A 17,044-nucleotide genomic window follows, 5' to 3' on the forward strand; every position below is an offset into this window, starting at 1 on the left:
TTTTCGGCCGAAAAGGTTAACGCGTTGTGCGATGCAAAAATATGTTGCACTGCACAAAATCCTGTACTATATAAGCTGCACAAACTTTAACGACTGGTGCCTCCGGGAGGCCCCCCAAAGGAGTGTAATCATGGCTACTGTAAAGAAAGACGACGTTTTTTCAACGGCTGCATTCGACCCGTCCAAGTTCTCCGAATCGTTCCGCGACTTCGCGGAAAAGGGCGCAACGCAGTCCAAGGAAGCCTTCGCGAAGCTGAAGACGGCAACCGAGGAAGCCGGCAAGACGGTTGAAGCAACCGTGCAGAACGCACAGGCTGGTTCCGTCGAAATCGGCCTCAAGGCCATCGACGTTCTGCGCACCAATGCCGAAAGCTCGCTGGCGCACATGGAAGCCCTGCTTCGCGTCAAGTCCGTTGCCGAACTCTTCGAACTTCAGACCGCTTTCATCCGCAAGCAGGCGGAAGTTACCGTCGAGCAGGCCAAGTCCATTCAGGAAACCACCAAGAAGGTTGCCGAAAAGCTGGCAAAGCCGGCCAAGGACGCCGCCGAAAAGGCAATGGCCTCCTTCAAGGCCTGATCAATTCCCATACGCCTGCCAAGGCGCGAACGTCCCGTTCCCAAGGCTGAGGCCTTGGGGCGGGATTTTTCATGTCGCCGATGCAGATATCGGATGCCGGTGCGCATCTTGGCTTGGATATCTTGAAAGCTTTTTTATATTGCGGGGAGATAGGACTTGAAATAATTTCAAAGTCCTCGTATGTCACCCCCGTTCGCGGCGACGCGAGCAAGTGCGGTTGTAGCTCAGTTGGTTAGAGCGCAGGTTTGTGGCACCTGAGGTCGGAGGTTCGAGACCCCCCAACCGTACCATTCTTTCCCGATCCATTCGCTGAGCATGCCCGAGGCCATTGGCCGTGGAAATTATTTCTTGTCTTCCGGCTTCTTCGATACATGGCCGGGCGAGATCGGGTCGCTTGCGGGGAAAGTCTCTTCCAGCGCTTCCTCGAGATAATCGTCCTGTTCCTTGCGTTCTTTTTCGCTCGGTTTCGGCTGCTTCTTGTCGTTCATCGTCCTGACTCCCTGACCTTTCAGTGAGATACTAGGCTTCGTCCGCCCTTTGTCCAGCGGCGAGATGTGTGCGGCTTCAAAACTCCGGATACCAACTCTTTTCCCCGCATATTGAGCTTCTTCTGGAACCGTGCCTGTTCCCGCCCGTTGTGTTCGTGTGAGCAACGAGACGAAAGGAGCGGGACCATGTCTGTACCGAACGAGCCGATCCCTGACTCGCCTCCGATGCCGGACCCCGGCTGGACGCCGAAGCCGCCGATCGAAGAGCCGGAGCCCGACAGGTTGCCGGACGAGGTTCCCGTTCCCAACCCGGACGAAAACGAGGAGCCGCCCAAGCATGCCGTAAAGCAGTTCCAGGAAAAGCGCGCAGCGGCCTTCCGTCCGGATGCGCGGACGAACAAAGAGATGGAGCGATTCGGCGATTCCATGAAATGCGAAGCCGCTCCAGCTGCGATGCTGCCGCATCCTCCGTCATGGTGGAGCACTTTGGTGCCGTGAGCGGCAGCATGACGTCATAAGAACATCCGCCGCTCTTCGCTGACGAGCTCCTGCAGGAAATCCGCGACGGTGCGCACGCGCACCAGGTCGCGGGCGCTTTCATGATAGGTCGTCCAGTAGGCGCGCTTGATGGAGACATCGGGCAGGATACGGGTCAGTTCTGGAAACTGCCGGGCGATATAGTCGTGCAGGATGCCGATGCCGGCGCCGGAGCGCACCGCTTCGGTCTGGCCGATGGCGGTGGAAATCTCGAACGAGGCGTCCCAGCTGCGCATGATCTCGCCGGAAAAATTCAGCGAGGCGGTAAAGATCAGGTCTTCGACATAGCCGACGCGCGGATGCAGCTTCAGCGCCTCGATGCTGTCGGGCAAGCCGGCCTGCTCCAGATAGGCTTTCGACGCATAGAGCCCGAGCGTGTAATCCGTCAGTTTCGAGGAGATCAGCCGCCCTTGCTCGGGGCGTTCCAGCGTGATGGCGATATCCGCTTCGCGCTGCGACAGCGAGAAGGAGCGGGGAACGGGCACGAGCTGGATGCGCAGCTCCGGATAGCGCGCGATCAGCCGGCCGAGCCGCGGTGCGAGAAAGGACACTCCGAAACCATCGGGCGCGCCGATCCGCACCGTGCCCGTGATGGCGCTGTCGAGATGGCCCACACTTGCCTGCGCGCGCAGCATCTCCGTTTCCATGCGCTCTGCGGCGTGCAGGAAGATTTCGCCTTCCGCCGTCAGATCGCAGCCGCTGGTGCGCCGCACCAGCAGCCGCGTCTTCAGCCGCTCCTCCAGCGTCGTCACGCGCCGGGAAAGGGTGGCGTGGTTGACGCCGAGCCGCTTGGAGGCCGCCAGGATCTGTCCCGTGCGCGCCACGGCGAGAAACATGCGAACGTCATCCCAATCCATTTGCACATCCAGAGCTTTAATTTTTGCACAACGGTTGCTTATATCAGCTCATTGATTTGTGCAAATTGAAGTGCCATCCTGTCCTCATTCAGAAAACGAGGAGGCACATCCATGCGTGAGATCGGTCATTTCATCGGCGGCAAGCCCGTCGCCGGCAAGAGCGGACGCACCAGCAACGTCTATAATCCGGCAACCGGCGAAGTGCAGGCGACCGTCGCGCTCGCCAGCGTCGAGGAAATCCGGGCAGCCGTCGAAAACGCCAAGGCCGCACAGCCGAAATGGGCTGCCACCAACCCGCAGCGCCGCGCGCGCGTCTTCTTCAAGTTCGTCGAGCTTCTGAACAAGCATATGGATGAGCTTGCCACCATGCTCTCCAAGGAACACGGCAAGACGGTCGAGGACTCCAAGGGCGATATCATCCGCGGTCTCGAAGTCTGCGAATTCGTCTGCGGCATTCCGCATCTTCAGAAGGGTGAGTTTACGGAAGGCGCCGGCCCGGCGATCGACATGTACTCCATCCGCCAGCCGGTCGGCGTCGGCGCCGGCATCACGCCGTTCAATTTCCCGGCCATGATCCCGATGTGGATGTTCGCCCCGGCGATCGCCTGCGGCAACGCCTTCATCCTGAAGCCGTCCGAGCGCGATCCGTCCTTGCCGATCCGCCTTGCCGAGCTGATGATCGAAGCCGGCCTGCCGGCAGGCATCCTCAATGTCGTCAACGGTGACAAGGCTGCGGTCGACGCCATCCTCACCGATCCGGATATCGCAGCCGTTTCCTTTGTCGGCTCCACGCCGATCGCCCGGTACGTCTATGGCACTGCTGCCATGAACGGCAAGCGCGCCCAGTGCTTCGGCGGCGCCAAGAATCACATGATCATCATGCCCGACGCCGACCTGGACCAGGCCGTCAACGCGCTGATGGGCGCCGGCTACGGCTCTGCCGGCGAACGCTGCATGGCGGTATCCGTCGCGGTGCCGGTCGGCGAGGAAACGGCCAACCGCCTCGTCGAGAAACTGGTGCCGAAGATCGAATCCCTGCGCATCGGTCCCTACACCGACGACAAGGCCGATCTCGGCCCGCTCGTCACCAAGGATGCCTACAACCGCGTCAACGGCCTGATCGACCGTGGCGTCGAGGAAGGCGCCAAGCTGGTCGTCGATGGCCGCGGTTTCAAGCTGCAGGGCTACGAGGACGGCTATTTCGTCGGCGGCACGCTGTTCGACCACGTCAAGCCGGAGATGGACATCTACAAGACCGAGATCTTCGGGCCGGTTCTCTCGGTCGTCCGCGCCAAGAATTACGAGGAAGCGCTCGACCTGCCGATGAAGCACGAATATGGCAACGGCGTCGCCATCTATACCCGTGACGGCGATGCGGCCCGCGATTTCGCCTCGCGCATCAATATCGGCATGATCGGCGTCAACGTTCCGATCCCGGTTCCGCTCGCCTACCACTCCTTCGGCGGCTGGAAGGCTTCCAGCTTCGGCGATCTCAACCAGCACGGCACGGACTCCATCAAGTTCTGGACGCGCACCAAGACGATCACCGCCCGCTGGCCGTCCGGCATCAAGGATGGTGCCGAGTTCGTCATGCCGACGATGAAGTAAGCTTTACTGCCGCAATGATAACGACCGCCGTCCGGCATTTTCGGGCGGCGGTTTTTTGTTGCGTTTGTTTTCGACCGAGTCATCTTGCCTAAGCCGTCGTTTTCGTCTAGAACAAAACAGGAACAACGGGAGGGCCGCGCCGATGTCCGTGACCTATCAGATCGATTATCTCGAATTTCCGTCGAAAGACGGCCTGAAGACCCGCCGCTTCTTCCAGGAAGCCTTCGACTGGAGCTTCGTCAGCTACGGTCCCACCTACCATGCCATCGAGGCGGCCGGCATCGATGCCGGCATCCAGGGCGATGCGGCGGAAGCGACCGGAGCGCCGCTGCCCGTGGTACGCACGACAGATCTGGAAGCCGCCCAGCGCGCGGTCGAATTCGCCGGCGGCACCATCACGCGCCCCGCTTTTGATTTTCCCGGCGGGCGTCGTTTTCATTTCCGTGAGCCGGGCGGCTGCGAAATGGCCGTCTGGGTTTCCTCGTCATAGATGGCGCGATCCGGGGTCGAGGTGCGCCGGGCGGCCGGCACGCTCAGAATAACGTGAATATGAATTTCATATTTTGGAATTGTTCAAAACTGAGAAAGCCACTATATACGTGTCCGGCCCCAAGCAGCCTTGATTCCAGGAGATCGGCATGCGTTTGACGAAACAGACCAATTACGCGGTGCGCATGTTGATGTATTGCGCCGCCAACGATGGCCATTTGAGCAGGATTCCCGAGATTGCGAAGGCGTACAGCGTGTCCGAGCTGTTCCTTTTCAAGATCCTGCAGCCCTTGACCAAGGCGGGTCTCGTCGAGACGGTGCGCGGCCGCAATGGTGGCGTGCGGCTGGCAAAGCCCGCGACCGATATCAGCCTGTTCGATGTCGTCCGTGTCACCGAGGACAGTTTCGCCATGGCGGAATGCTTCGAGGAAGGCGTCGTGGAATGCCCGCTGGTCGATAGTTGCGGCCTCAATTCGGCGCTGCGCAAGGCGCTGAATGCCTTCTTCGATGTCCTCACCGAGTATTCCATCGACGATCTCGTCAAGGCGCGGCCGCAGATCAACTTCCTGCTTGGCCTGACCGATCAGGACCACAAGGCGATTGCCAAGAAGCCGCCGATCGTGGCGCCGGCCGCCTGACCGCCCGTTCCGAATTCGGATCCGTTCCTGGTCCGCAGTTGCCTCCGGCAGCTGCGGATTTTCGTTTGTATTGCCGCCTATGCGAGCAATCGGTAGCTGACGAATTGTAAGAAGAAAACGCTAATTCGTTCCGAATCCGCTAAAAGGACGCAAAATTTTGCCAGAATATTACTAATTCAAAGGTATTTTCGCCTGAAAATTTCCAAACTCCATAAATTGGAAAAAATTTAGGCGGCGCTTGTTGCTTTCAAACTTAAAATAAAGTTCCATCGGCGCGATCCGGATGGGACCTCTGCTGGTATCCGCGGCTTCAAAAGAATAACAAATCTGGGAAACGATATCATGAAAAAGATTTCTGTCCTGCTGGCAGCGACAGCCTTGGCTTCGGTCATGGCGACGTCCGCCTGGTCGAAAACGCTTGTCTATTGCTCGGAAGGATCGCCGGAAGGTTTCGATCCGGGTATTTATACTGCCGGCACCACGTTCGATGCTTCTTCCCGCACGGTCTATAGCCGCCTCGTCGAATTCAAGCACGGCAGCACCGAGGTCGAGCCCGGCGTCGCCGAAAGCTGGACCGTTTCCCCCGACGGCAAGGAATATACCTTCAAGCTCCGCAAGGGCGTGAAGTTCCAGACGACCGATTTCTTCACGCCGACGCGCGACCTCGATGCCGACGACGTGATCTTCTCGATCAGCCGTCAGCTCAACACGGACAATCCGTGGGCCAAGTATGTCGCCGGCGGTTCCTATGAATATGCCGACGGCATGGGCTTCCCGAAGCTCATCAAGTCGATCGAGAAGGTTGATGACCTCACGGTCAAGTTCGTCCTGAACCGTCCGGAAGCTCCCTTCCTCGCCGATCTGGCCATGGACTTCGCCTCGATTCTGTCGAAGGAATACGCAGACAAGCTGCAGGCCGACGGCAAGATGGAACAGATGAACCAGCAGCCGCTCGGCACTGGTCCGTTCACCTTCGTCGCCTACCAGCCGGACGCCGTCATCCGCTACAAGGCGAACGAATCCTACTTCAAGGGCAAGGAAAAGATCGACGATCTCGTCTTCGCCATCACGCCGGACGCATCCGTCCGCGCTCAGAAGCTGAAGTCCGGCGAATGCAACATCATGCCTTACCCGAACGCAGCCGACATCAAGGATCTGAAGGCCGACTCGAACCTCAAGGTTCTGGAACAGGCGGGCCTGAACGTTTCCTACCTCGCCTACAACACGCTCGTTGCTCCGTTCGACAAGGTCGAAGTGCGCAAGGCCATCAACATGGCCGTCAACAAGCAGGCCATCGTCGACGCCGTCTTCCAGGGTTCGGCCACGGTTGCGACCAACCCGATCCCGCCGACCATGTGGTCCTACAACAAGGACGTGAAGGACGACGCCTACAATCCGGACGAAGCCAAGAAGCTGCTTGAAAAGGCAGGCGTCAAGGATCTCAGCATGAAGATCTGGGCCATGCCGGTTTCGCGTCCGTACATGCTGAACGCGCGCCGCGCCGCCGAGCTGATGCAGGCGGATCTTGCCAAGGTCGGCGTCAAGGTCGAGATCGTCACCTACGACTGGGCCCAGTACCTGAAGCTGTCCTCCGCCAAGGACCGCGACGGCGCGGCCATCCTCGGCTGGACCGGCGACAACGGCGATCCGGACAACTTCCTTGACACGCTGCTCGGCTGCGATGCCGTCGGCGGCAACAACCGCGCGCAGTGGTGCAACAAGGAATTCGACGATCTGGTGAAGAAGGCCAAGCAGACGGCCGACCTCAAGGAGCGTACGAAGCTCTATGAAGAGGCGCAGGTCGTCTTCAAGCGCGAAGCACCGTGGATGACCATCGACCATTCGGAAGAGTTCGTCCCGATGACGAAGAATGTCACCGGCTACTTCCAGGATCCGGTCGGCGTTCATCGCTTCGACGGCGTCGATATCGCCGAATAACGAAAAATCTGTGAGAATGCCCGGCCAAGACCGGGCTACCCGGCGGTCAGGCCCCTTGCCTGACCGCCGGAAAAATTTGGACATCTGCCATGTTGCGATTTCTTTTCGGCCGCCTTGCGGTGCTGATCCCGACATTCCTCGGCGTATCGATCGTTGCCTTTTCCTTCATCCGCCTGCTTCCCGGCGATCCTGTCATGCTGCTGTCGGGCGAACGTGTCATGTCGCCGGAACGCCATGCGCAGATTTCCCACGACCTCGGCTACGACCAGCCGATGGTCGTCCAGTACGGCAAATACATCTGGAATGCCCTGCACGGCGATCTGGGCACCTCGATCACCACCAAGCGCGACGTGCTGACCGACTTTCTGACCTTCTTCCCGGCAACGCTCGAGCTGTCGATCTGCGCCATGATCATCGCGATCTGTCTTGGCATCCCGGCTGGCGTTTTCGCCGCCGTCAAGCGCGGCACATGGTTCGACCAGAGCGTCATGGGCGTGGCCCTCGTCGGTTATTCCATGCCGATCTTCTGGTGGGGCCTGTTGCTCATCATCGTCTTCAACGGCTACCTGCACTGGACGCCGGTTTCGGGCCGCATCGGTCTCATCTACTTCTTCAAGCCGATCACCGGTTTCATGCTGATCGACAGCCTGCTCTCCGGTCAGAAGGGCGCCTTCTGGTCCGCGCTGAATTCGCTGATCCTGCCGACCATCGTGCTCGGCACCATTCCGCTGGCCGTCATCGCCCGCCAGACGCGCTCCGCCATGCTCGAAGTGCTCGGCGAGGATTATGTGCGTACCGCCCGTTCCAAGGGCCTGTCGCCGCTGCGCGTCGTTTCAGTGCATGCGCTGCGCAATGCGATGATCCCGGTCGTCACCACGATCGGCCTGCAGGTCGGCGTGCTGCTCGGCGGCGCGATCCTCACGGAAAGCATCTTCTCGTGGCCGGGCATCGGCAAATGGATGATCGACGCCGTTTTCAAGCGCGATTATCCGGTGGTGCAGGGCGGCCTGCTGCTGATTGCCGGCATCGTCATGCTCGTCAATCTCGCTGTCGACCTGCTCTACGGCTTCGTCAATCCACGCATTCGTCACTAGGAGCGGTCCATGAGCACGGTAAGCGTCAAATCCGACCGTCCTTCCGCTCTCGCGGAGTTCTGGTATTACTTCTCTCGCAACAAAGGCGCCGTCATCGGCCTTGCGATCTTCCTCTTCGTCCTGTTCCTGGCGATCTTCGCCGGCGTGGTTTCGCCGCATGATCCCGACGCCGCCTATGGCAGCTCCATGCAGCGCCTGCCGCCCGTCTGGGCGCAGGGCGGCAACAGCAGCTTCCTGCTGGGCACGGACGCCAACGGCCGCGACCTGCTGTCGCGCCTGATCTACGGCACGCGGTTCTCGCTGTTCATCGGCCTCGTCGTCGCCTCGCTTTCGGCAGTCGCCGGCATCCTGATCGGCCTTGTGGCCGGTTATGTTCGCGGCCGCACGGATACGATCATCATGCGCGTCATGGACATCATCCTCGCGGTCCCGTCGCTGCTGCTCGCCCTCGTGCTGGTGGCCATCCTCGGGCCGGGCCTGACCAACGCGATGATCGCGATCTCCATCGTCAACCAGCCGCATTTCGTTCGTCTGACGCGCGCGTCCGTCATGGCCGAGCGCGACAAGGAATATGTCATCGCCTCGCGCGTTGCCGGCGCCGGCCCTGTGCGGCTGATGTTCAAGACCATCCTGCCGAACTGTCTCGGACCGCTGATCGTGCAGGCGACGCTTGCCTTCTCGGCTGCCATTCTCGATGCCGCGGCACTCGGCTTCCTCGGCCAGGGCGCCCAGCCGCCGACGCCGGAATGGGGCACGATGCTCGCTGACTCGCGTGAATTCTTCCAGAGCAACCCCTGGCTCGTTACTTTCCCCGGTCTCTGCATCCTGATCACGGTGCTCGCCATCAACCTGATGGGCGACGGCTTGCGCGATGCGTTCGACCCGAAGCTGAAGAGGTCGTAATGGCACTCCTCGATATCTCCAATCTATCCGTTGAATTCCAGACCTCGTCCGGCCTGTTCCGGGCGGTCGACGGCGTCTCGCTGAAATGCGACAAGGGCGAAATCCTGTCGATCGTCGGCGAATCCGGTTCCGGTAAATCCGTCTCCATGCTCGCCATGATGGGCCTTCTGCCCTGGACGGCGAAGATCACCGCCGACCGCATGATGTTCGATGGCAAGGACCTGCGCGGCATTTCCTCGCGCCAGCGCCGCAAGATCATCGGCAAGGACATGGCGATGATCTTCCAGGAGCCGATGTCGAGCCTCAATCCGTGCTTCACGGTCGGCTTCCAGCTCGGCGAGACGCTCCGCATCCACATGGGCCTCGATCGCAAGGCGCGCCGCGAACGCTCGATCGAGCTTCTGAAGCTCGTCGGCATTCCCGCGCCGGAGGATCGTTTGTCAAACTTCCCGCACCAGATGTCGGGCGGCATGAGCCAGCGCGTCATGATCGCCATGGCGCTCGCCTGCAATCCGAAGCTCCTGATCGCCGACGAACCCACAACCGCGCTCGACGTCACGATCCAGGCCCAGATCCTCGATCTGCTCGTGCGCCTGCAGCGGGAGCAGGGCATGGCGCTCGTGCTCATCACCCACGACATGGGTGTCGTTGCCGAAACGGCGGAGCGCGTGCAGGTGCAATATGCCGGCCAGAAGGTCGAGGAGCAGCCGGTCAGGGAGCTGTTCCGCGATCCGCATCACCCTTATACGGCGGCGCTTCTCTCGGCTCTGCCCGAGCGCGCCGAAGTCGGCGAGCGCCTGCCGTCGATTGCCGGCGTCGTTCCCGGTCAGCATGATCGTCCGACGGGCTGTCTTTTTGCGCCGCGCTGTTCCTTCGCAACGCCGGAATGCGACAAGGGCGTCAAGCGCCAGGGCGCCGAACTCGGCCTGACCCTTTGCAACTATCCGCTGGAACATGGCAAGCCGCTCGGCCACCCCGGCATTGCCGCCACGCAACAAGCAGGAGGTGCCGCATGACCGGCGCTGTTCTCGAAGGGCGCGATCTCGCCCGCTTCTACACCGTCAAGCGCGGCAGCTTCAAACCGGAAGCGACCGTCAAGGCGTTGAACGGCGTCAGCTTCAGCCTGCAGTCGGGCCGCACGCTTGCCGTCGTCGGCGAATCCGGCTGCGGCAAGTCGACGCTCGCCCGCCTGGTGACGATGATCGAAAACCCGACGGCTGGCGAATTGCTGATCGACGGCAAGCCCGCGAAGCTCGGCGACCGCAGCCTGCGCAGCGCCGTGCAGATCGTGTTCCAGAACCCCTACGGCTCGCTCAATCCGCGCCAGAAGGTCGGCTCCATCCTGGAAGAGCCACTGAAGATCAACACGGATGACGATGCCGCCACCCGCCGCCGCAAGGCGGAGGAAATGATGGCGCGCGTCGGCCTTCGTCCGGAACATTACGATCGCTATCCGCACATGTTCTCCGGCGGCCAGCGCCAGCGTATCGCCATTGCGCGCGCCCTGATGCTCAGGCCGAAGGTGCTGGTGCTCGACGAACCGGTCTCCGCGCTCGACCTGTCGATCCAGGCGCAGGTGCTGAACCTGCTCATGGACCTGCAAAAGGAGATGGGGCTTGCCTATCTCTTCATCTCGCATGGCCTCTCCGTCGTCCGCCACATCGCCGACGACGTGATGGTGATGTATCTCGGGCGTCCGGTCGAAACCGGCACCGCCGACGAGGTCTTCACCCGGCCGCGCCATCCCTATACGGCCGCCCTCCTGTCGGCGACGCCGATCGCCGATCCGGAGCGCGAGAAGAACCGCATCCGCCTGCAGGGCGAGCTGCCGTCGCCGCTCAACCCGCCGAAGGGATGCCATTTCAATCCCCGTTGCTGGCGCGCTCAGGATCAATGCCGCCAAGTTGCGCCGGAGCTGGCGGGCGAAGGGACGCATAAATTTTCCTGTTTCTTTCCTCTGGATTGATCCAGGTTGCGAATCGGGCATGACTGGCGAAAATGATCATGCCCGATTCAATTCAGTCATTCCGGAAGGCCCCGATGCACGATAACCAAGACACTCCGCTTGCCATCATCGTCATGGGCGTGAGCGGCAGCGGCAAATCCTCCATCGGCGAGGGTGTGGCGGCTCGCCTCGGCGTGCATTTCATCGAAGGCGATGCGCTGCATCCTGCCTCCAACGTCGAAAAGATGAGCAAGGGGATTCCTCTTACGGATGAGGATCGCTGGCCGTGGCTCGAAAAGATCGGCGAGGTGATCACGGCGAGCCTCGCCAAGGGGGAGGGGATCGCCGTTTCCTGCTCCGCGCTGAAGCGCATCTATCGTGAGCGCCTGCGGACATCCGCCGGCGGACATCTCTATTTCATCTATCTCGAAGGCTCGAGGGAACTGCTGACGAGGCGCATGGGCGAGCGCAAGGGGCATTTCATGCCGACTTCGTTGCTCGAAAGCCAGCTGCAGACGCTGGAGGTTCCCACCGGCGAGCCCGGCGTCGTGACCGTCGACATCGACGATACGATCGACGCCATCGTCGATGCTGCCGTCAAGAGCCTCAGGGCAGCTCTCTAGAGCGGTCCCTCGTTTCACGGAATCGATGAACCGCTCTATCCCTTTGTTTATACGCGATTCCGGACGGAAAACCGTTCCGCACTTTTCCTTGGAATTGCTCTGAATCGACGGGTCACGATATCACCGGGTCACGGTGCGAACCGGTCCGGGGCGTAGGCCGAAATATCGATGAAGGGCTTCTCGCCGGTGATAAGCTCCGCAAGTACGCGGCCGGTCACCGGTCCGAGCGTCAGGCCATGATGGGCATGCCCGAAAGCGAACCACAGGCCGTTGTGGCGCGGCGCCTTGCCGATGATCGGCATCATGTCGGGCGTACAGGGGCGCGCGCCCATCCAGGGTTCCGGATCGAGCCGCTCGCCGAGCGGGAAGGCGGCGCGGGCGAGGGCTTCGGCGCGGTCGAGCTGCACCGGCGTCTTCGGCGCATCGCGCAGGGCAAACTCGGCGCCGGTCGTCAGCCGAATGCCGCGGCTCATCGGCGCCAGCAGATAGCCGCGCTCGGCATCCAGCGTCCAGTTGTTGAGGACGGCATCGCCTTCGGCCGCATAATGCATGTGATAGCCGCGCTTGACCCCGAGCGGAAAGGCGTAGCCGAAGCGTTTCGTCACCAGGTCGGCCCAGGGCCCGAGCGCGACGACGACATCCTCCGCCTCGATCGATCCTTCCGCCGTCACCATTCTCCAGGATGAGCCGGCCATGCCGAGCGAGATCGCGTCCCCCGTCGTCACGCGCCCGCCGATGCTCTCGAAGTAGCGGCGATAGGCTGATGTCAGCCCATGCGGGTCCAGCACCGACCAGGGATCGCGCCAGCGCAAGGCGCCGGCAAAGCTGCCCCTCAGATGCGGCTCGGCGGCTGCGAGCTCAGCGCTGCTCAATGCTTCGTAGCCGATCCCGAATTCGCGGTTGAGGCGTTCGGCTTCGGCAAACTCCGCGTCACGCTTCTCGCTCGACCGGAACAGCTCCACCCAGCCGTTCTTGCGGATCAGTTCCTCGGCATGCGAGGCTTCGATAAGGTCGTTGTGCTCGCTGACGGAATGCTCGATCAGCGGCGCATAGGCGCGCGAGATCATTTCGTGGCGCTTCGTATTGGAGTTCCACCAATAGCGCGCGAGGAAGGCGATCTGCGACGGCAGGGCGCGCAGGTGATAATGCGCATCGACGCGATTGTTGAAGGCATAGCGCAGCAGCAGGCCGAATTGCTGCGGAAAGCCGTAGGGCACGACGCCTTCGCGCTGGATGAGGCCGGCATTGCCGAAGGAGGTTTCCCGGCCGGGTTCCTTCCTGTCGACAAGGACGACCTGGCGGCCCCGCCGCTGAAGATGGATTGCCGTCGAGACGCCGACGATGCCCGCCCCGAGAACGATTGCGTCCTTTGTCATTTTATCCTGCTATCCGCATGCCCGTTGCACGCCCGCGCGGTTCTTCACGGCAGCTGCCATGGCCCGGATCGTGCCGTAAGCATCGAAAATGCCTGCCAAATTTCGGCGGCGCAATTGAAAAATGCGATCAGTGCACACTCTGTAGCAGGCAGGCGTTTTCGGCACGAATGCGGATCGTCAGAATGATGCCGTTGAGCAGCGAAAAGATCGCGGCGTAAAGCGGCATGCCGAAGGCGAGCGGCAATACGGCGATTTCGCCGACGACGATCGCATAGTTCGGATGGCTGAGGAAGCGATAGGGCCCGTTTCTCACGAGTGCCGCGCCGGGCAGGATGACGATGCGCGTCGTCCACCGCTCTCCCAGCGTCGCCAGCACCCAGAGACGCAGTCCTTGAAGCACCATGAACAGCAGGAACCAGAACGGATCGACCGATCGGCCGATGGCGAAGAGCCATAGTCCGGCGAGCCACGCCGCGTGCATCGCCACCATGAAGGGGTAGTGCTCCGGCGCGCATTCGCGGGCGCCGCGGGCAAGCAGGGCGGCGGTGTTGTGCCGGGCATAGACGAGTTCCGCCAGCCGTTGCAGCGTCACGAAGGTCAGAAGCGCGATGGATGGCCATGGCATCAGGAGACCCTCCTCAGGGTGATGCAGCTGGCCGAAAAGCCGGGGCCCATGGCGAGCAAGGCCGATCGGGCCGGCAATCCTGACGCGATCACGCGTTCCAGCACGAACAGCACGGTGGGGGAGGACATGTTGCCATAGTCGCCGATCACATCGCGTTCGATATCGAGCGAACCTTCATCGAGATCCAACGACGTCTCCAGCGCCGTCAGTACCTTGGCGCCGCCGGGATGGCAGATGAAACGATCGATATCCGGGAGCGAAAGCCCCGATCGCTCCAGAATCCCGGCAATCGCGCTTCTCAGGTGGGTCTCGGCGAAGACGGGCAGCGATTGTTCGAGGATGATGCCGAAGCCGGTATCGTCGATCTTCCAGCCCATGATGCCGAGGCTGTCGGGAAAGAGATGCTCGCCTGTCGATTCGATCTCCGCGATGCCGCTTTCGCCGGCGCGCAGCACGCAGGCAGCGGCGCCATCGCCAAACAGCGCCGTCGCAATGATGTTGGGCCGCGTCAGCTCGTCCAGACGAAAGGCGAGCGAGCAGAGTTCGATCGCAACGAAGAGGACGACGGCGCCCGGCCGGCTTCGCGCCATTCTCGTCGCAATCGCAAGGCCGGACACGCCCGCCGCGCAGCCAAGGCCGAAGACCGGCACACGCTCGATATCGCCGCGAAAGCCCATCTCGCCGGCAAGGCGCGCCTCCAGGCTCGGCGTCGCAAGCCCGGTGGAGGACGCCGTCACGATGCAGTCCACCTGATTGGCTGCGATGCCTGCGCGCTGCAGCGCCGCGGTCGTGGACCGACGGAAAAGCGCGGATGCGGCCTCCGCATAGGCGGCCATGCGGTCCTGCCAGCCATGCGCTTCTTCGAACCACGAAAGCGGCCGTGCGGCATGGCGTTTGCGAATGCCTGCGTTCTCGAACACACGGGCAAGATATTTGAAGTCCTGGAAACGGCGCGAAAACAGGCGGCGGGCCGTCTCGGCGGCCTCCGTCTGGAGGATGATGTTGTTGGGCGTTGCGACGGCAAGGCTTAGAAGTTTGACGGTATCTGTCACGGGTTTCTCCTGTGCCCTTGAGGGGCATGTCGGCGGAAACACGCGATCGAGGCGGTCTATTCGATGCCGGACCGGTCACGAAAGAGTGACGGCGCCTGATGAAAACGGATTGGCTGAAAAAGTTCGGGACCTCTCCGAATAAAAGCTGCCGGCAGTGTGTTCTCCCCTCGCAACGTTCATTTTGCCAAGGAGACATTCCATGACGACCAAAGCATTTCGCCTGGCTTCCATCGCCCTCGGCGCGGGCCTGAGCCTCGGCGCCTTCGCCGTTCCCGTCTTCGCCGCCGGCGATGATTCGAGCACGACGCCGACCTGCAAGAAGGGCGAGATCTACGACCAGAAGACGAAGAAGTGCGTCAAGCAGCAAGGCGCCAACGTCACGGACGAAAACCGCGCCGACTACGCCTATTCGCTGGCCAAGAAGGATCATCGCTACGAGGAAGCCCTGGCCGTTCTCGACACGATGAAGAACCCGAACACGGCGGAGGCGCTGAACTATCGCGGCTATGCCACCCGCAAGCTTGGCCGCACGGATGAAGGTATCTCCTACTACACCAAGTCCGTCGCCATGGATCCGAAATACACGCTCGTTCGCGAATATCTCGGCGAGGCCTACGTCATCAAGGGCCGGATGGACCTTGCCGAGGACCAGCTGAACACGATCAGGACGCTCTGCGGCAATACGAGCTGCGAGGAATATCGCGACCTTCACGCCGCAATCCTTAATCCCTCCAGCCTTTGACGGCGGATTCGGAGCAGCGATGAGGATGGTAAGCAGGGAGCTTTGCGAGAGATATGGGAGTGATGCCGGTCGCTCGTGGTGCGATTTCTGCCTATAATCGGTCTGCGAGGGAGCCGCCGAAACGTTCGGCGGCTTCCGGACGCGCCAATGCCGCGGAGGATGTCATAGCGAGCGAAGAGGATATCAGGGCAGGCCTGTCCCGGCACCTGACGCGGCTGTGGCGCTATGGCGTGGTGCTGTCGCGCCAGCGGGACGTGGCCGACGATCTCGTGCAGGCGACTTGCGTCAGGGCGCTGGAGCGGGCGTCCCAGTTTACGGCGGGCACGCGGCTTGACCGCTGGTTGTTTGCCATTCTCCATTCGATATGGCTGAACGAGGTTCGTTCCCGCCGGGTGCGCATGGGGCAGGGCTTCGTGGATGCCGACGAAACGCTGGTTTTCGACGGTGCGCAGGAAACCGAAACGCATATTCTGGCCGGGCAGGTGTTGCAGCGCGTGCAGGCACTGCCGGAGGCGCAGCGCACCGCCGTATTCCTGGCCTATGTCGAAGGGCTTTCCTATCGCGAGGTGGCCGAGATCCTGGAGGTGCCGATCGGAACCGTCATGAGCCGGCTGGCGGCCGCGCGGGCGAAACTCGCGGATGGCATGGGGACGACAGCCGAAGGAAAGGCTTCCGGCAGCGGGCGACTGGGGAATGGAAATGAGTGAAGTGAACAAAGGACAGACGCCGACGGACGAGCAACTCACCGCCTTCATCGACGGCGAGCTGGATGCCGCCGATAGCGAATGGATCGAGCGGTTGATCGCCGGCGACGAGCGCGTGGCGGAGCGTTTCGAGTTCCTGTCGCGCAGCGCGTTGCCCTTCGGGGAAGCATTCGAGCCGCTGCTGGCTGAGGCACCGGCCGCGAAGCTGGACGCCATGCTTGCGGCCATTCCATCTGCAAAGGAGAACAGCAAGGCCCGGCTTGCCGGCATCGGCCGCCGCGGTTTGCTTGCGGCGATTGCCGCAAGCTTCATCGCGGCCATTGCCGTCGACCGAGCGGTGATCGGCATCGGCCACCGGCTTTCGAAACCGGATGAGGATACCGAGTGGCGTGCCGTGGTTGCGGAATATCTCTCGCTCTATACGGCGGATACGCTGAGCGCCCCGGCCGGCGATGCTGCGCAACAGGCGGCGCAGTTGAACGACGTCGGCGCCAGGCTCGGCCTGCCGCTGAAGCCTGAAGCCATTGCCATGCCGGGTGTCGAGTTCAAGCGCGCCCAGATCCTGAATTACGACAGCAGGCCCCTGGCCCAGATCGCCTATCTCGATCCGGAAAGCGGCCCCATGGCGCTTTGCATCGTCCAGTCCACCAAGGGCGCGGCCGCGCCGGATATGGAAAACCGCCGGGGCATGAACGTCGTCTACTGGTCGAGTCCGACCCACGCCTTCATGCTGATCGGCCACGCGCCGATCGACCGGATGCAGCAACTTGCGGCTGATGTCAGGGCGCATCTGATCGCCTGATGGCTGCTCCTGGCATGTCCAAACCGGCGTGATTCAAAAAGAATTT

19 protein-coding genes and 1 tRNA gene are annotated in these 17,044 nt (G+C 61.7%); 15 read left to right on the forward strand and 5 right to left on the reverse strand.

Translation table 11 applies throughout. The features are described from left to right. The first annotated feature begins 130 nt into the window (after window positions 1–130). Together ACJJVH_RS01355 and ACJJVH_RS01360 are read left to right on the forward strand one after the other, a co-directional pair. The gene (locus ACJJVH_RS01355) at window positions 131–577 is read left to right on the forward strand and encodes a phasin (RefSeq protein WP_112802694.1); all 447 of its coding nucleotides are present in this window, start codon (window positions 131–133) and stop codon (window positions 575–577) included. Window positions 578–790: 213 nt separating this feature from the next. Beyond that, a tRNA-His gene (locus tag ACJJVH_RS01360) sits at window positions 791–867 on the forward strand. Between the two features lie 51 nt (window positions 868–918). On the opposite strand, the gene ACJJVH_RS01365 is transcribed toward ACJJVH_RS01360, so the two are convergent. Next, complete coding sequence (locus ACJJVH_RS01365; RefSeq protein ID WP_412064584.1) at window positions 919–1,065, reverse strand: hypothetical protein; 147 nt, start codon at window positions 1,063–1,065, stop codon at window positions 919–921. A gap of 186 nt (window positions 1,066–1,251) precedes the next feature. Here ACJJVH_RS01365 and ACJJVH_RS01370 point away from each other — a divergent pair, with 186 nt between their 5' ends. Then, a complete protein-coding gene (locus ACJJVH_RS01370) occupies window positions 1,252–1,563 on the forward strand; it encodes a hypothetical protein (protein ID WP_412065211.1) in 312 nt (103 codons plus the stop codon). Between the two features lie 14 nt (window positions 1,564–1,577). On the opposite strand, the gene ACJJVH_RS01375 is transcribed toward ACJJVH_RS01370, so the two are convergent. After that, a complete protein-coding gene (locus ACJJVH_RS01375) occupies window positions 1,578–2,459 on the reverse strand; it encodes a LysR family transcriptional regulator (RefSeq protein WP_112802690.1) in 882 nt (293 codons plus the stop codon). Between the two features lie 111 nt (window positions 2,460–2,570). On the opposite strand from ACJJVH_RS01375, the gene ACJJVH_RS01380 reads away from it, so the two are divergent. The 9 genes from ACJJVH_RS01380 to ACJJVH_RS01420 all read left to right on the forward strand — a co-directional run bounded on the left by ACJJVH_RS01380 (window position 2,571) and on the right by ACJJVH_RS01420 (window position 11,697). After that, complete coding sequence (locus ACJJVH_RS01380; RefSeq protein WP_112802688.1) at window positions 2,571–4,067, forward strand: CoA-acylating methylmalonate-semialdehyde dehydrogenase; 1,497 nt, start codon at window positions 2,571–2,573, stop codon at window positions 4,065–4,067. A 142-nt stretch (window positions 4,068–4,209) separates the two neighbouring features. Next, entirely contained in the window at window positions 4,210–4,557 is a 348-nt protein-coding gene (locus ACJJVH_RS01385; RefSeq protein WP_112802945.1) for a VOC family protein, read from the forward strand. Window positions 4,558–4,705: 148 nt separating this feature from the next. Further along, the gene (gene rirA, locus ACJJVH_RS01390) at window positions 4,706–5,194 is read left to right on the forward strand and encodes an iron-responsive transcriptional regulator RirA (protein WP_112802686.1); all 489 of its coding nucleotides are present in this window, start codon (window positions 4,706–4,708) and stop codon (window positions 5,192–5,194) included. A gap of 342 nt (window positions 5,195–5,536) precedes the next feature. Next, window positions 5,537–7,132 (forward strand): ABC transporter substrate-binding protein, encoded by a 1,596-nt coding sequence (locus tag ACJJVH_RS01395; protein ID WP_112802684.1) that lies wholly within the window; start codon window positions 5,537–5,539, stop codon window positions 7,130–7,132. An 89-nt stretch (window positions 7,133–7,221) separates the two neighbouring features. Then, window positions 7,222–8,226 carry an ABC transporter permease subunit gene (locus tag ACJJVH_RS01400; RefSeq protein WP_112802682.1) on the forward strand — a complete coding sequence of 335 codons (1,005 nt, stop codon included), beginning with the start codon at window positions 7,222–7,224 and terminating at the stop codon, window positions 8,224–8,226. Between the two features lie 9 nt (window positions 8,227–8,235). After that, window positions 8,236–9,129 (forward strand): ABC transporter permease subunit, encoded by an 894-nt coding sequence (locus tag ACJJVH_RS01405; protein ID WP_112802681.1) that lies wholly within the window; start codon window positions 8,236–8,238, stop codon window positions 9,127–9,129. Then, window positions 9,129–10,145: an ABC transporter ATP-binding protein gene (locus ACJJVH_RS01410; protein ID WP_112802679.1), complete on the forward strand. Its 1,017-nt coding sequence runs from the start codon at window positions 9,129–9,131 to the stop codon at window positions 10,143–10,145. Before ACJJVH_RS01405 ends, ACJJVH_RS01410 begins: the two co-directional genes overlap by 1 nt. Then, window positions 10,142–11,095 carry a peptide ABC transporter ATP-binding protein gene (locus ACJJVH_RS01415; protein WP_112802677.1) on the forward strand — a complete coding sequence of 318 codons (954 nt, stop codon included), beginning with the start codon at window positions 10,142–10,144 and terminating at the stop codon, window positions 11,093–11,095. Before ACJJVH_RS01410 ends, ACJJVH_RS01415 begins: the two co-directional genes overlap by 4 nt. A 74-nt stretch (window positions 11,096–11,169) precedes the next feature. After that, window positions 11,170–11,697 (forward strand): gluconokinase, encoded by a 528-nt coding sequence (locus ACJJVH_RS01420; RefSeq protein ID WP_112802943.1) that lies wholly within the window; start codon window positions 11,170–11,172, stop codon window positions 11,695–11,697. A 128-nt stretch (window positions 11,698–11,825) separates the two neighbouring features. On the opposite strand, the gene ACJJVH_RS01425 is transcribed toward ACJJVH_RS01420, so the two are convergent. The 3 genes from ACJJVH_RS01425 to ACJJVH_RS01435 all read right to left on the reverse strand — a co-directional run bounded on the left by ACJJVH_RS01425 (window position 11,826) and on the right by ACJJVH_RS01435 (window position 14,750). Next, entirely contained in the window at window positions 11,826–13,073 is a 1,248-nt protein-coding gene (locus ACJJVH_RS01425; protein ID WP_412064585.1) for an NAD(P)/FAD-dependent oxidoreductase, read from the reverse strand. A gap of 127 nt (window positions 13,074–13,200) precedes the next feature. Next, window positions 13,201–13,698, reverse strand: coding sequence for an isoprenylcysteine carboxylmethyltransferase family protein (locus tag ACJJVH_RS01430; RefSeq protein ID WP_113385349.1), 498 nt, complete (start codon window positions 13,696–13,698; stop codon window positions 13,201–13,203). Then, a complete protein-coding gene (locus tag ACJJVH_RS01435; protein WP_113385348.1) occupies window positions 13,698–14,750 on the reverse strand; it encodes a type III polyketide synthase in 1,053 nt (350 codons plus the stop codon). The genes ACJJVH_RS01430 and ACJJVH_RS01435 overlap by 1 nt, the downstream gene beginning before the upstream one ends. Window positions 14,751–14,949: 199 nt before the next feature. Between ACJJVH_RS01435 and ACJJVH_RS01440 the strand changes: the two genes are divergently transcribed. From ACJJVH_RS01440 to ACJJVH_RS01450, 3 genes are all read left to right on the forward strand, one after another. Beyond that, window positions 14,950–15,492 carry a tetratricopeptide repeat protein gene (locus ACJJVH_RS01440; RefSeq protein ID WP_113385347.1) on the forward strand — a complete coding sequence of 181 codons (543 nt, stop codon included), beginning with the start codon at window positions 14,950–14,952 and terminating at the stop codon, window positions 15,490–15,492. Window positions 15,493–15,554: 62 nt separating this feature from the next. Continuing rightward, a complete protein-coding gene (locus tag ACJJVH_RS01445; RefSeq protein ID WP_412064586.1) occupies window positions 15,555–16,199 on the forward strand; it encodes an RNA polymerase sigma factor in 645 nt (214 codons plus the stop codon). Further along, window positions 16,192–16,998, forward strand: a complete 807-nt coding sequence (locus ACJJVH_RS01450) for an anti-sigma factor family protein (RefSeq protein WP_412064587.1) — start codon at window positions 16,192–16,194, stop codon at window positions 16,996–16,998. The genes ACJJVH_RS01445 and ACJJVH_RS01450 overlap by 8 nt, the downstream gene beginning before the upstream one ends. Window positions 16,999–17,044: the final 46 nt, after the last annotated feature.

Source organism: Rhizobium sp. SYY.PMSO (genome assembly GCF_046840415.1).
GTDB lineage: Bacteria > Pseudomonadota > Alphaproteobacteria > Rhizobiales > Rhizobiaceae > Rhizobium.